General features: G+C 69.4%; 10 protein-coding genes. 3 read left to right on the top strand and 7 right to left on the bottom strand.

Annotation, left to right across the window (positions count from 1 at the left end; genetic code table 11):
- Positions 1-44 precede the first annotated feature (44 nt).
- Positions 45-1,871 carry an ABC transporter ATP-binding protein gene (locus ABD143_RS09780; protein WP_343974550.1) on the bottom strand — a complete coding sequence of 609 codons (1,827 nt, stop codon included), beginning with the start codon at positions 1,869-1,871 and terminating at the stop codon, positions 45-47.
- Between the two features lie 455 nt (positions 1,872-2,326).
- Between ABD143_RS09780 and ABD143_RS09775 the strand changes: the two genes are divergently transcribed.
- Complete coding sequence (locus tag ABD143_RS09775; RefSeq protein WP_343974547.1) at positions 2,327-3,559, top strand: helix-turn-helix domain-containing protein; 1,233 nt, start codon at positions 2,327-2,329, stop codon at positions 3,557-3,559.
- Here the strand turns inward: ABD143_RS09775 and ABD143_RS09770 are convergent.
- Both ABD143_RS09770 and ABD143_RS09765 read right to left on the bottom strand, forming a co-directional pair.
- Positions 3,540-4,865, bottom strand: a complete 1,326-nt coding sequence (locus tag ABD143_RS09770; protein WP_343974544.1) for a serine hydrolase domain-containing protein — start codon at positions 4,863-4,865, stop codon at positions 3,540-3,542. The genes ABD143_RS09775 and ABD143_RS09770 overlap by 20 nt on opposite strands.
- Positions 4,866-5,110: 245 nt before the next feature.
- Positions 5,111-8,191 carry a DEAD/DEAH box helicase gene (locus ABD143_RS09765; RefSeq protein WP_343974641.1) on the bottom strand — a complete coding sequence of 1,027 codons (3,081 nt, stop codon included), beginning with the start codon at positions 8,189-8,191 and terminating at the stop codon, positions 5,111-5,113.
- A gap of 240 nt (positions 8,192-8,431) precedes the next feature.
- On the opposite strand from ABD143_RS09765, the gene ABD143_RS38175 reads away from it, so the two are divergent.
- Complete coding sequence (locus tag ABD143_RS38175) at positions 8,432-8,635, top strand: DUF2726 domain-containing protein (protein ID WP_379659885.1); 204 nt, start codon at positions 8,432-8,434, stop codon at positions 8,633-8,635.
- A 12-nt stretch (positions 8,636-8,647) separates the two neighbouring features.
- Here ABD143_RS38175 and ABD143_RS09760 read toward each other — a convergent pair whose 3' ends face one another.
- From ABD143_RS09760 to ABD143_RS09745, 4 genes are all read right to left on the bottom strand, one after another.
- Positions 8,648-8,983 carry a C-terminal helicase domain-containing protein gene (locus ABD143_RS09760; RefSeq protein WP_343974541.1) on the bottom strand — a complete coding sequence of 112 codons (336 nt, stop codon included), beginning with the start codon at positions 8,981-8,983 and terminating at the stop codon, positions 8,648-8,650.
- Positions 8,962-9,333 carry a hypothetical protein gene (locus ABD143_RS09755; protein WP_343974538.1) on the bottom strand — a complete coding sequence of 124 codons (372 nt, stop codon included), beginning with the start codon at positions 9,331-9,333 and terminating at the stop codon, positions 8,962-8,964. Before ABD143_RS09755 ends, ABD143_RS09760 begins: the two co-directional genes overlap by 22 nt.
- Entirely contained in the window at positions 9,302-10,450 is a 1,149-nt protein-coding gene (locus ABD143_RS09750; RefSeq protein ID WP_343974535.1) for an acetamidase/formamidase family protein, read from the bottom strand. Before ABD143_RS09750 ends, ABD143_RS09755 begins: the two co-directional genes overlap by 32 nt.
- Positions 10,451-10,646: 196 nt before the next feature.
- Positions 10,647-11,306 (bottom strand): GntR family transcriptional regulator, encoded by a 660-nt coding sequence (locus ABD143_RS09745; RefSeq protein WP_343974532.1) that lies wholly within the window; start codon positions 11,304-11,306, stop codon positions 10,647-10,649.
- Between the two features lie 320 nt (positions 11,307-11,626).
- On the opposite strand from ABD143_RS09745, the gene ABD143_RS09740 reads away from it, so the two are divergent.
- Positions 11,627-12,979: an amidohydrolase family protein gene (locus ABD143_RS09740; RefSeq protein WP_343974529.1), complete on the top strand. Its 1,353-nt coding sequence runs from the start codon at positions 11,627-11,629 to the stop codon at positions 12,977-12,979.
- Position 12,980: the final 1 nt, after the last annotated feature.

The raw sequence follows: 12,980 nt of genomic DNA, 5'->3' as shown, positions 1-12,980 counted from the left end.
CAGGGCGTGTCGGGCCCCGAGAACGCGACCGCACCGTCGGGACGTTACCGAGAATCTCGCGACACGAGGTCGGCCGCGGTCTCGTCGAGGAATCCGCCCGACTGGTGGTCCCAGAGCGCCGCGTACGTGCCCTGCATCGCGAGCAGCTCCGCATGGGTGCCGTGCTCGACGATCCGGCCGCTGTCGAGCACCACGAGCTTGTCCATCCGGGCGACGGTGCTCAGCCGGTGGGCCACCACGAGCGCGGTCCGGCCGTCCATGAGCTGCCACAGGGCCTGCTGGACGAGGATCTCACTCTCCGAGTCCAGAGCGCTGGTCGCCTCGTCGAGCAGCAAGATCGGCGCGTCTCGCAGGATGGCGCGAGCGAGCGCGACCCGCTGGCGCTGACCGCCGGACAGCTTGATCCCACGTTCCCCGACCACCGTGTCGAGCCCGTCAGGCAGGGCTTCGACGAACTCGGTGACGTGGGCTGCCTGCGCGGCGCGGCGGATCTCGGCGTCGCTGGCGCCAGGCCGGCCGAACGCGATGTTGTCGCGCAGGCTGCGGTGGAACATGGCCGGGTCCTGCGGCACGTAGGCGATCAGGCTCCGCAGGTCCGCCTGCGTTATCCGGGAGATGTCCTGGCCGCCGATCAGGATGCATCCCTCGTCGACGTCCATCAGCCGCAGCAGCAGCCGGGTGAGGGTGCTCTTCCCGCCGCCGGAACGTCCGACGAGCCCGATCTTGGTGCCACTGAGGACGGTCAGGTCGAGGCCGGTGAACAGCGGCGGCGCGCCGGCGTGGGCGAAGGTCACGTGCTCGAAACGGATGTCCGCGGCCGTCGCTCGCAGCGGCTCCGGTGAGACGGGGTCGAGCACGGTCGGCGGCGTGAGCAACAGCTCGGTGAACTGGGCGGCCTCGGTCATCGAGCTCTCCAGCCGCCGATAGATCTGGTTGAACTCGAACATGACCCGGGTGGCGCTCCAGTAGTAGGTGAAGGTCACCACGATCGCCTCCACGCCCAGCCGTCCGCCGCCGAGGCCGATGGCGACGAACAGGCCGAGGGCGTTGGTGAGCACGTACAGCGGCGCAACGACCGTGTCGATGCGCAGGTTGGCGTAGTCCCAGGACCGGATGGAGAGCCTGCGCTGTTCGGCGACGTGTGACTTGTGCTCGGCGGCCTCGCGCTCCTCGGCGGCGAAGGCCCGCACCGTCTCCATATTCATCAGGCTGTCGGCTACGTGACCGGACACCCTCGCAATTGCCGCCTCCCGCTGGTCGACGAGCGCCTGACGGCGCCGCACGAGCGGAGCGATGACCAACCCGGTCACCACGATGAGACCCACCAGAACGACGACCAGCATCGGGTCGTAGTGCCAGAGGACCACCGACGCGAACACCAGCGGCACGAAGTTGGCGATGACAGCGAACGCGAGCGTGTCGACGAACTCCTCGAACCGCGCGGCGAAGCTGAGCACCCGTTTGGTCAACGACCCGGCGAAGTTGTCGTGGAAGAACGCGGCGTCCTTCGCGAGCAGCTCGTTCATGCCGAGCACGTACAGATTCTCGATCCCGTGGCCGTCGGTGCGGTTCAGGCAATGCACGCCGACGCGCCACAACGCCTCGGCCAGGAGCAGCAGCGCGGCGAACCCGAGCACGTAGGGCAGCACGGTCGCGGGGCCGACATCTGCGCCCGCGGCAATGCGACCCGCGAGCGCGGCGACCATCAGCGGCGCGAGGTAGGCCTGGCAGGTGTTGCCCAACGCCGGCAGCAGCAGCGCGGGAACGGCGATCAGCCGAAGGCGGGAGAGCTCACGCCCGTAGTAGCGCAGCGCGAGCAACACCGCCGACCTGCGGCGCGGCGCGACCATCCATCCCCCCATCCCTCTCATGACCCCGTGGTGTCCATGCTGGCGGAGGGGACGGCCGAGGGCGACCGAATATGCGGCGGTCCGCACGTGTGCGCCCACGGTCACACCACAGGAAGATAACGGCGATCAACGCCGCCCGATCAACGGGATTGAGAGAACGCGAAGCGCAGTTCCGGACAGTTCCAGCTGTCCGGTGCCGACCCTTTGGCAATGGCCGACCACCCTGTGACGATGGATTCCGGACCGCCGCAAGGAAGGAGGTATCGGCTCATGTACACCAGGGAAGACTCACGTCAGGTGACACCGCGCGACCGTAGAAGGTGGGCGCAGCTCGTAGTCTCCTCGCCCGATGGGTTGGATCATTTGGTCGACGAAGCCGTCTTCACGACGTCGCCCAACGGCCGGTACATGGCTCGGTGCGGAGCGTTCGTGCTCAGCACGTCTCTCGGAGCGGCTCCTGGCCGGGACTGCGCGCTGTGCGCTCGTCAACCGACGTGATGTTGCGCGAGCGCCGAGGGTTGGCCACGGGGAAACTGGACCCGCAGGCCTCGCCTGCCGCACTGTTCGGCGCCGAGCTTCGCTCGATGCGCGAGGACAAGCAGTTGACCCTTGCTGAACTCGGTCGGCTGGTACACGTCGGCCCGGACATGCTGCGCAAGATCGAGAAGGCTCATCGACGGGCGCAGACCGACCTGGTCGACAAACTGGACGCGGTCCTCGACGCAAACGGCAAGCTGAAGAGACTTGCTGCGGATATCGTCGCCGACACTCGAGGCCAGTGGGCTCCCCCTGAGCTGAATCTGCCAGCCGAAGCTGCCGTTCCGGTCCTTCGTGGAGTCGTCGACGCGGCCCGGAACGGCGATCACGCCATGAACGCGGGCGCTGAAATCGGGCTGATCGTCGCACACGCGGAAGCCGCAGAGCGGGTCATAAGGCAGGTCGATCGGAGTCTGCGTCCGGACCTCAGTCGTACGATCGGTGAGGCGTATCAGCTCGCCGGGTGGATGAGCTTCGATCAAGGCATGCCTGCGCGCGCCGAGACCCTGTTCGAACGCGCTCGCAAATGGGCCGAGCGCACATCGGACATCCAGCTCGTCGCCTACATCCTCGGTCCGAATCTGTCGTTCGTCGCCACGTACACCGGTCAGTCAGCGCTTGGTGTCGAGCGCGCGTACGGGGCGCTCGGCTGGGCGCGACGCAGCGAGAACCATCGCCTCACCGCCTTCACCTTGACAATCGCGGCTCGAGCCCATGCCCGGCTCCGTGAAACCAGGCTGTGCCTCGACCTTCTCGACCAAGCCTCCGATGAACTGCAGCAGCACGCTTCCACCGAGGACGACAAGAGCTGGCTCGCGGTCTTCGACCAGGCCGCTCTGGACGGACACCGCGGGTCCTGCCTGCTCGACCTCGGGCTGCCCGACCGCGCCGTGGCGCCGCTCCAGGATCAGAGTTCGGCCGGCGACAGCCGCTTCGTCCGGAACCGAGTGATCTGGCAGCTCGACCGCGCTGACGCGCATCTACGCATGGGAAAGATCGACGAGGCATGCCACGATCTCGACGTGGCCATGGCGATGCCCAGTGGCTCGGTCACACCGAGGGTGCTACGCCGGTTCCGGGCGGTCGACATACAGCTTCGCGAGTACGCGATGACAGACCGCGTCGGCGAGGCACGCGAGCGATTGCGGGGACTCATCGCGGCGAACGCGTGAACGGGTACGTCGCCCATTCCAAGCCGACGACGTTGCCGTCACGATCCCGGCGCACCAGCAGGCGTTCGCCCGTCATCCGGCCGGCAACGGCCCGGTACGTGTCCGCCGCCTCCTGGCCGAAACGGGTGTCGCTCGTTTCAGGTGCAGACGCCAGGTAGGCGTGGAGCCCGTCCGTCCGCCAGGTGAATACGGTCTCGTCCGCCTCCGACCACCAGCGGCCCAGCACCCCGCGTAGTTCGGCCGGGTAGGCAGCCGACGGGCGCCACGGCGACTTCGGCTCAGGCCTTGCCGCGGCGACCCGCTCAGCCACGTCTGCCGCGAGCCGACCGACTGCTGCTCCCCGAGTGACGTTGGTCAGCACCACGGCGACCGAACGCGACTCCCGCTCGATCGACAGGCCCGACAGGAAACCCGGCATGGCCCCCGTGTGTCCGGCGAGGATGCACGACGGACGACGGTCCAGGATCAAGCCCAGTCCCCACCCTGACGTCCAGCCGCGGCGATCGACCATGACCTGAAGCGTGTGCATCGCGTCGACGACCCGCGGCGATACGACGTCGGGCGAGCCGCCGGCGAGTGCGTGGCCCCACGCGAGCAGATCATCGGCGGTCGACCACAGCTGCCCTGCCACACCGACGGACGCCTGATCCATGTCGGGCTCCCGGTGCACGATGTCCGCGTACGGGTCCACTCGGTAACCCACCGCCGCAGCCGGTGGCCGCACCCACGAGGTCGAGGTCAGCCCGAGCGGACTGAGGAGCTGCGTATCGATGAGTTCCGCGCAACTCGTGCCGGTGACGTCCTCGACGATCTGCCCGAGAACGGCATAACCGAGATTCGAGTAGTGCCAGCGGGCACCGGGCCCGTCGACCAACTCGACCTTCCCGAAGGCGGCACGCAGCTCCGCCCGATCCGGACCGCGCATGGACTCCCACATGTCAACCGGCACTTCGCGCTGTAACCCGCCCGAGTGCGCGAGCAAATACCGCAGAGGAACGTCCCCGAACGACGTTCCTGAGAGGTAGGCCCCGACGGGAGCATCGAGTCCGAGCTCGCCGCGCTCGGCAAGCGTGAGCACGATGACGGCGGTGAACGTCTTGGTGATCGACCCGATGCGGTAGGCCGTCCCCGTCTCGGCGTCGACTCCGTCTTCCACGTTCGCCAGCCCAACGACGGTGCTATCGAGGTCGGCACCATCCCGGGCCGCCGCGACCACAAGGCTCGGCAGCCGGCAACGCCACTGCTCGCGGATCGCGATCTCGCCGATATCGATGCGCGCGCCGCTCAGCCCGTCGTTGCTATCCACAGGCCGAAGGTAGCCGCCGCCCACACAGTCCTCGTGGGCGCCCGTCCCTGGCCTGACTACTGAATTTGCCTGGTCTGGCGGAGACCACCGCCTCCACAGCGTCCAGTGTGGACGCGCTGCGTGCACGTCTCATCGCGGATCTGCGCGAGCTGAAGGCGATAGCTGCGCCGCGAGGGCGACTTCTCCACTGCGGTGACGCAGCCAGGCCCTCGATCGCCGCGGGTTCGCCGTTGTCGGTCGGCGGATTACGCGACGACGCTGGCAGCGCGGAAGGTGGCCCCGGGCATGGGCCGTCGCAGCCGCCAGGTGATCGCGATCGGACGCTCGCCGGCGTGCTCCTCGTAGGAGCAGAGACCGAGGCACAGGAACGGTGTCGGGCCCAGGTCGTCGGTCGGTGAGTCGCGGACGAAGATCGCGACGTGTGTGCCCTGCTCACGGTGGCGGAGATACCGCTGGCCGGTTCCCGAGGCGACGCTCGTGCTGTTCTGCGACTCCCAGTGGAACAGGTCAGGGCTGATGGCGTAGTCGCGGTACATGGTCGTCGGCGAAAAGTCCCGCTCGGTCTTGCGGAGGTTGACCAGCAGGACATCCGTCCGGGCGTCGGGCGCCCACGCCACCCCCGAAGCGTGACCATGCGCCTTTCTCGTCATCGACGCCCAGCCGAGCGCCGCGAGCACCTCCTCCCGGCGGTAGTGCGCGTGGCTCAGCAGCGGCACGTGCAGCAGTCCTTCCCCGAGCGGTCGGGGGACGTGGCGGGCGCGATCGAGCGCAATCGCCACCAGCTCGCGGATCTCTTGGCAGAGCGCCGGGTGCCGGCGCAGGTGCGCCAGCCCGTCGCTGTAGGAGGCGTGACCGCCGCGGTCCGGCCAGATGAGGAAGAACATCATCCGCGCCAGGCACTGCTCACGCTCCGTCAGCGCGTCGTAGGCCGGAGCGTCCGGATCCGCGAGGCGCAGGTACAGCTCTGCCCGCTCGGGATCGTCGACATGGGCGAACGCGACTGCCCGCTTGAGAAGGGCCGCCTCGTCCGGGCCGCCAGGGAGCGTAGGCAAGGCTGCATCACGCCGCACCGCCGTCCACGAACCATGCTTGTAGACGTCGGCCAGCTCGCGGCCCGCTTCCTCCAGGTAGCGCGCCAGCGGGAGGTCGCCGTGCGAGCGGACGTCGGCGACGAGCTCGCGGCGGGTCAGGCGCAGCTGCTGGCGGACGTTCTCCAGGACGATGCGCTCAGTCACGCGGTCGAGCACGAGCTGCGACCCGGACGGGAGGAACGGGAACCCCTGCTCGATATCCCGCTCCAGACCGCGGCGGGTGCTGCCGGTCAGCGCGCGATAGCGGAGGTCGAAGCGGAACTCCCGGCGGTGCTGGCCGATGAAGTCGAGGGCGGTCAGCACGGCCTTGCCCCGCGCCCGCCGGAGACCCCGGCCCAACTGCTGCAGGAAGACCGTCGCGCTCTGGGTCGGTCGCAGGAACAGCACGGTGTCGACCTGCGGGAGGTCGAGGCCCTCGTTGAACAGGTCGGCCGCGAAGAGGCAGTTGACCTCCAACGTGCGCAGCTTCTCCAACGCGCCGGCGCGGTCCGCGGGCGCGGTCTCCCCGGACACCGCGACGCTGGGGATCCCGGCGCGGGTGAACACCTCAGCCATGTAGCGCGCGTGGGCGACGGACACGCAGAAGCCGAGTGCCCTCATCCTGCGGACGTCGGTGACCTTGTCCTTAGTCTCCCGCACGATCTTGGCGGCGCGAGCGTCGTTGCCCGTGTAGACCTTGTCGAGCGCACTCGCGTCGTAGGAGCCGCGCTTCCATTCGATGGCTTGCAGGTCGACGTCGTCGGCGACGCCGAAGTAGTGGAACGGCACCAGCAGGTCGGCGCTCAGCGCGTCCCACAGTCGCAGCTCGTAGGCCGTGCGGCCGTCGAAGAACTCGCGGACGTCGACCCCGTCGCCGCGCTCAGGAGTGGCGGTCAGCCCGAGTAGCTCCTGCGGCTGCACGTGGTCGAGCAGCCGCCGGTAGGTCGGTGCCTGCGCGTGGTGGAACTCGTCGACGACGACCACGTCGAAATGGTCGGGCGGAATCCGGTCGACCCCGTACGCGGCGAGCGACTGCACGCTCGCGAACACGTGCTCCCACCGCTCGGGTCGCTCACCCTGCACGTACATCTCGCCGAACGTCCCGTCGGCCAGCACCTCCCGGTACATCCGACGAGACTGCTCGAGGATCTCCTTGCGATGCGCGACGAACAGCAGCCGGTCACGCGGGAGGCTCGCGCGGAGCCGGGCGTAGTCGAGGGCTGCGACCACGGTCTTGCCCGTTCCGGTCGCCGCGACAACAAGGTTGCGGTGCCGGTCGTGAACCGTCCGCTCCGACTCGAGCCCTTCGAGGATCTGCGTCTGGTACGGGTACGGACGGACCTCGAGCCCGGATACGAGGGAAGTCGACGTCGTGATCTGGTCACGGCCGAGTGCCGACCGGAGCCGCTCCGCGGCGTCCTCGTCGTCCGGGTCGTAGTCGACGAACCCGGGATCTGCCCAGTAGCTGTCGAAGGTGCCGGCGAACTTGCGAATCAGGTCGGGCGTCGCCACTGACGACAGCCGCACGTTCCACTCCAGCCCGTCCACAAGGGCAGAACGAGACAGGTTGCTGCTACCAACGAACGCGGTGTCGAAGCCGGAGTTGCGGTGGAACAGCCACGCCTTGGCATGCAGCCGCGTCGTCCGCGTCTCGTAGCTGATCTTGACCTGGCCCCCGAACCGGCGCACGAGCGCGTCGACAGCTCGCTGCTCGGTGGCTCCCACGTACGTCGTGGTGATGATGCGGAACGGGACGCCGCGCCGGCGCAACAGGTCGAGCTGCTCCTCGAGGACCCGCAGACCGTGCCACCGCACGAACGCACAGAGGAGGTCGACCCGGTCGGCCGAGGCGAGCTCCGCGCGCAGCTCAGCGCTGAGCGATGGCTCGTCCCGGGCGTTGGTGATCAGGGCGGCCGCGGAAAGCGGCGTGACGGGTCGTTCGAGGCGGTGGACACCGGGAGCGGTCTCGCGGCTGAGGACCACGAGGTGCTCCGCCTCGTCGGTCATGACCTGCTCGCTCTGCTCGGCGACGCGGGCCAGCAGATCGTTGACCAGCGCGAGGCGCCGACCGGTGTCGCCTTCCCGGCTCAGGGCATGCTCGACGACCTTCGCGACGTGGCGGGCGAGGACATGGGGCTCGTCCGCCTCCTCGACTCGTGCGAAGCGCGGGGTGAGGGTGCTGAGCTGCGCGAGCGTGGCGTCGAGGCCGACGGTGCGCAGGGACTCGTAGACGCCTTCAGGGAGCGGTGGGGTCAACGCGAGCCTCTCGATCACGGCAGCTGCGATCATCACCGTGCCACAGCACCGGCGGCGCCCTCGGCGCGGCCCATGCTGATCGTTCTACGAGCACCGGCCGGCGCGGAGGAGACCGAACGACGGAGGACGTGACCCCGCTGATCGGCTCCGCGCAGTCGCGGCCTCGTTCGCGCCGATCGCGCTACGCCGCCACCCGAGCCAGCCGGTCGGCGAGCCACCTCCCGGGTAACCAACCGCCCGCTGCTGGCCATCGAGGTGGACGGCTTCGCCTACCACGAGGACAACCCGACTCAGCTCGAACGGGACGCGATCAAGGACGAGATCCTCCGGACTCATCAGATGCCTCTGCTGCGGCTGCCGACCACGGGGAGCGGCGAGGACAGCCGAATCCGGCGGGCGTTGGACGTCGCCGAAGCGCAGTGGGTTCGGATGTCGAGCCGGTGAACACACGAGCGGCTACTGATCGAGCCCCAGCCGGTGCCGCTCCGTCGCCAGCACCCGCCGCTCCACCGGCGCCGATTCGTCGTCGAGCACGTCGGGCCGGTGGTCGGAGGTGTCCACCGCCCTACGGTCGGCGTCCTTCGCCTCGCTCTTGCGCGCGAACTCGTCGAACAGCAGCCGCTTTCCCTGCTGGATCTCTCTGATCCGCTCGGCAATTGAGTCCTTGGCCAGCAGCCGGTGGACCTGCACCGTGCGCACCTGCCCCATCCGGTGCGCACGGGCGATCGCCTGCTCCTCAATGCTCGGCTTCCACTGCGGTTCGGTGAGGATCACGACCGAAGCGGCCTGCACGTTGATCCCGACGCCACCGGCCTCGACTTCATCCCGTCCTGGGCTGCCTCCTCGACGATGTCCTTGAGCCGTTCGAGCTTCGCCGAGCTGGGCGTGCTGAACGCCGCCTGTCGCATCGCCATCAGGTTCCGCGCTGACACCGCCGCCTCGTACCGTGCCTCGTCGGTGGCGCTGAGCTGCACCCACGACTCGGTCTCGATCTTGTCCGGCAGTTCGGTGAGCACGTCCTCCTGGTTGCGCCGCAGATAGACGGGCGCGACCGCCCGACGGAACGCCTTCGACGGGGCGGCGCGACGGTCGTCGGGGCGGGGTCGTGGGTCAGCGGGCGCGATCGAGGATCCGGCGGGCAAGCCCGCTGCCGGCGCCGGGTGGGAAGTCGGCGACGCGGATCGAGCCGTGCACCCCGGTGACGAGGTCGACGGCCTGGGAGACGTCGAAGTCCGTCGCCGCGCTGAGGTAGAGGTAGGCCTGCCGTGGGTCCATGTCGAACAGGGCGGTGACGAGCTCGACCGCGTTGCCGACGCACATGCGCAGGGCCAGGTTCAGGTCCTCGTCCATGCCGGTCGGGATGAGCAGCCCGTGTCCGGCGGCGAACGGACCCTCGACTCGGCCCAGCTTGTGCCGGACCTGGGCGGCGGGGATGAGGTCGACCGTCAGCGACGCTCGCAGCGGGGCCTCCAGGGCGGTCAATGCGACCTCGCCGTTGCCCTGGGCGTAGTGCGGGTCGCCCACGTAGAGCAGGGCGTCGGGCACCTGGACCGGCACGAAGAGGGTCGCGCCGGGAGTCAGCAACCGGATGTCGATGTTCCCGCCGTGCCGGCCCGGTGGAACCGAGTGGGCCCGGGTCTCGGTGTCGGTGGCGACCCCAATGATGCCGAGGAACGGGGCCAGCGGGAAGTGGGCGACCTCGTCACCGTCGGGTCGCAGGGGCATGGTGCCGAACCACGCGCCGTCGAGCTCACGCACAGAGCAGAAGGCATTGTACCCGTCGTCCAGTATGGGGTGCCCGGTGAGGACGCCCCGTCCGTGCCGGGTGGAGACGACACCATAGGGAGCGCGCATGCGCAGGTCGTCGACACGGACGGCGAGCAGGTCGCCCGGCCGCGCACCGTCGACGGCGATCGGACCGGTCACGATGTGTGGCCCGTCGATGCGGGGATCGCGGCGACGACGCGCGGTCACCTCGATCGCGTCGGCGAGCACCTGGTCGGGCGCGACGCCGTGCCGGCCGAAGTATCCGACCGGATCCGATCCTTGGTCCTCGAGGATGCCCTCGTGGCTGATGGTGTCGATCACGACAGGATCGCCGGCCCCGATGCGTGCCACCGGGGTGTCGGACCGGTGTGGGAGTCGTCCCCACAGCACGCGGCCGGGATCCGCGGGGACGTAGACGGTGCCGCCGTCGACCTCCACCCCCTCCTGCAGCACAGGGAACGCGCCCATGGCCGGGGCGGGAAACGTGGTCATCGTGGTGCCTTCCGTGCGTGATCGGTGCCCGTTCGCTCCCCCTGCTCCGGAGGCCCCGCTCGGCGGCGATCTCGGGTGGTCGTGCCCGCCGCAGCCGGCGAGGTCCCTGTCGTTGTTCGGGCCGGCGGGGAGGGGGTCGATGTGGTCGAGGTGCCCGTCGGTGGCCCGGCGCCGGGAGATGCGCTGGTCGCCGCCGTCAATGAGCGGCGCGGTAGATCAGCATGGCCGCCTTGACGTGCTCCTCCGCGGCGCGCCGGGCGGCGTCCTCGTCACCGTTGACGATGGCTTGACAAATCTCCCGATGCTGGATGATCACGGTCTTCGCCCAAGCCGCATCCGACAGGTTCGAGACCGTCGACACCGCGATCCTGTCCCATACCCGATGCAGGGCGTCCTCGAGGAAGGGATTGCCGGGGGCATGCCCGAAGGCCCGATGAAATTCCAGGTTGGCACGGGCGGAGCGCTTCGCGTCGCTCTCGGCCAAGGCCTTCTCGACCTCGTCAGCCGCGTCCTGGATGCCGCGGATCTCCACGGGGGCGATCCGTCCTGAGGCCTGCCGGCGCGCCGCCTGCGCGGCCGCAAGTCCTTCCAGGGCCGCTCGCAGCTCGTAGATCTGCTCGATCTCGGCGCTGTCAAGCGTCGCCACTACGACCCCCCGCGCCGCAGGCACCACAAGACCGTCCGCCTGTAGCCGTCCGATCGCCTCCCGGACCGGGGTGCGACTCACCCCGAGCTCCTGCGCCAGCGCAGCCTCCGTGAGTCGCTCGGCCGGCGCCAGGTCCCCGTCCGCGAAGCGCCTGCGCAGGACCGTGTACACCGCCTGCGCACTGCTCGACGCCGCCCCCGGATGTTCCACAGCGAAGAGCATACGTTGCATACGACCCCGGACACCAACCCTTGACATACGTTGCATGCAATGCATACCTTCCGCCTTGTACGGAGGTGGAATGAGCATCGGAGCGCGCCTCGAACTGGCACTCGTCGCGCCCCGCACGCGCAGTTGCCTTCGTGTACCTCACCTCGGTGGCCTGGGGTGCGGCGGTGTTGCTGGCTGCAACGGGTCTGTCGGTGGGGGGCTTGGCGTGCTGGCCGCCCGACGCATCTCGCCGGCCGCACTCCGCTGGACAGGCCGCCGCCTGGGTTGTGGATGCGCTATCGCCCTGGAGGTGAGTAGGCATGTTTCCTGACACGGATCTGCCCGCACGAGAGAACCTGGTCCTGTCCGGCGTAACGGCGGTGACGATGGATCCGCGGCTGGGGGATCTGGAGCGCGCCAACGTGACGGTGGAGGCCGGTGTGATCACCGCCGTGTCCACCGAACCGGTGGATGTGGCCGCTGGGCCGGACACCACGGTGATCGACGGGAAAGGCCTTGTGGCGCTGCCCGGCTTCGTCGACACCCACTGGCATCTGTGGAACAGCCTGCTCCGCGGCACCGTCAGCGACGCCCGCGATCGCGACTACTTCTCCGTGAAGCGTGGTCTGGGCCCGCACCACGATCTCGAGGACTTCTATTGGGCGGCGCGGTTCGCGCTCGCCGAGGCGGTGAGCGCCGGCATCACCACCGTGCACAACTGGGACCACAACGTCCGGTCCGCCGAGGACGCTGACGTGAACGTTCGCGCCCAACTCGACGCGGGTGTCCGTGGCAGGTTCTCCTACGGCCCCCGGGACTCCACGCCCGCGGACCAGTCCATGGACCTCGACGACCTGCGCCGGTTCGCCGACCGCTGGCCCGCAGCCCGCGTCGACGGCCTGCTGGACTTCGGGGCGGCGCTGCGCGGCCCGTACCGGACGCCTGGGGAGGTCTATCGGCGCGAGTGGGCGACCGCGCGCGAGCTGGGCCTGCCGATCACCATGCATTGCGACCGCTGCTTGCGCGAGGACGGATGCCGCTCCTGCGGTCTCACGCGGCTTGCCGACGAAGGGCTGCTGGGTAGCGACGTCCAGATCGTCCACGCCGTGCACGCCTCGGAACGCGACATCGCCGCGTTGGCCGCCACGGGTACCCATGTGTCGCTGAGCCCGATCACCGAGCTACGCACGATGGGGTTCCCGCTGGTCACTGAGCTGATCACGGCGGGGGTGCCGGTCTCGCTGTCGACGGACACGCTGGCGATGCCGACCGCACCCGACGTGCTCACCACGCTCCGGGCCGTGGAGGCCGTGGAGGCTGCCCGGTGTGGGTCGTCGGCAGTCAGCCCGCGTCGGCTCCTGCAGATGGCGACCATCGACGGCGCCCATGACCTCGGGCTCGGCGAGGTGACCGGGTCGATCACCCCGGGGAAGCGGGCAGATCTGCTGCTGCTCGACGCGGGCGCCTCCAACCTGCTCCCCGGGGGGGACGTCGTCGAGGCGCTCGTTCGTCAGGGCCGGGCCACCGACATCGTCACCGTCGTGGTCGACGGCCGGATCCTCCTCGAGGGCGGCCACCTCACCCAGCCGTCGGCCCGCGACGCGATCTCCGGCGCCGACGCACGGCGGGACGCCCTGGTCGAGCGTGCCCGCGCGGCCGGTGACTGGGCATGAC

The sequence above is a fragment of the Pseudonocardia aurantiaca genome (assembly GCF_039526725.1).
Classification (GTDB): Bacteria; Actinomycetota; Actinomycetes; order Mycobacteriales; family Pseudonocardiaceae; genus Pseudonocardia; species Pseudonocardia aurantiaca.
This window is presented reverse-complemented; position numbering and strand designations above follow the sequence as displayed.

What these genes read in the sequence shown, in the direction of transcription:
- ABD143_RS09780 (WP_343974550.1), bottom strand. Translation starts at nt 1,871, where the DNA reads ATGAGAGGGATGGGGGGATGGATGGTCGCGCCGCGCCGCAGGTCGGCG.
- ABD143_RS09750 (WP_343974535.1), bottom strand. Translation starts at nt 10,450, where the DNA reads ATGACCACGTTTCCCGCCCCGGCCATGGGCGCGTTCCCTGTGCTGCAG.
- ABD143_RS09740 (WP_343974529.1), top strand. Translation starts at nt 11,627, where the DNA reads ATGTTTCCTGACACGGATCTGCCCGCACGAGAGAACCTGGTCCTGTCC.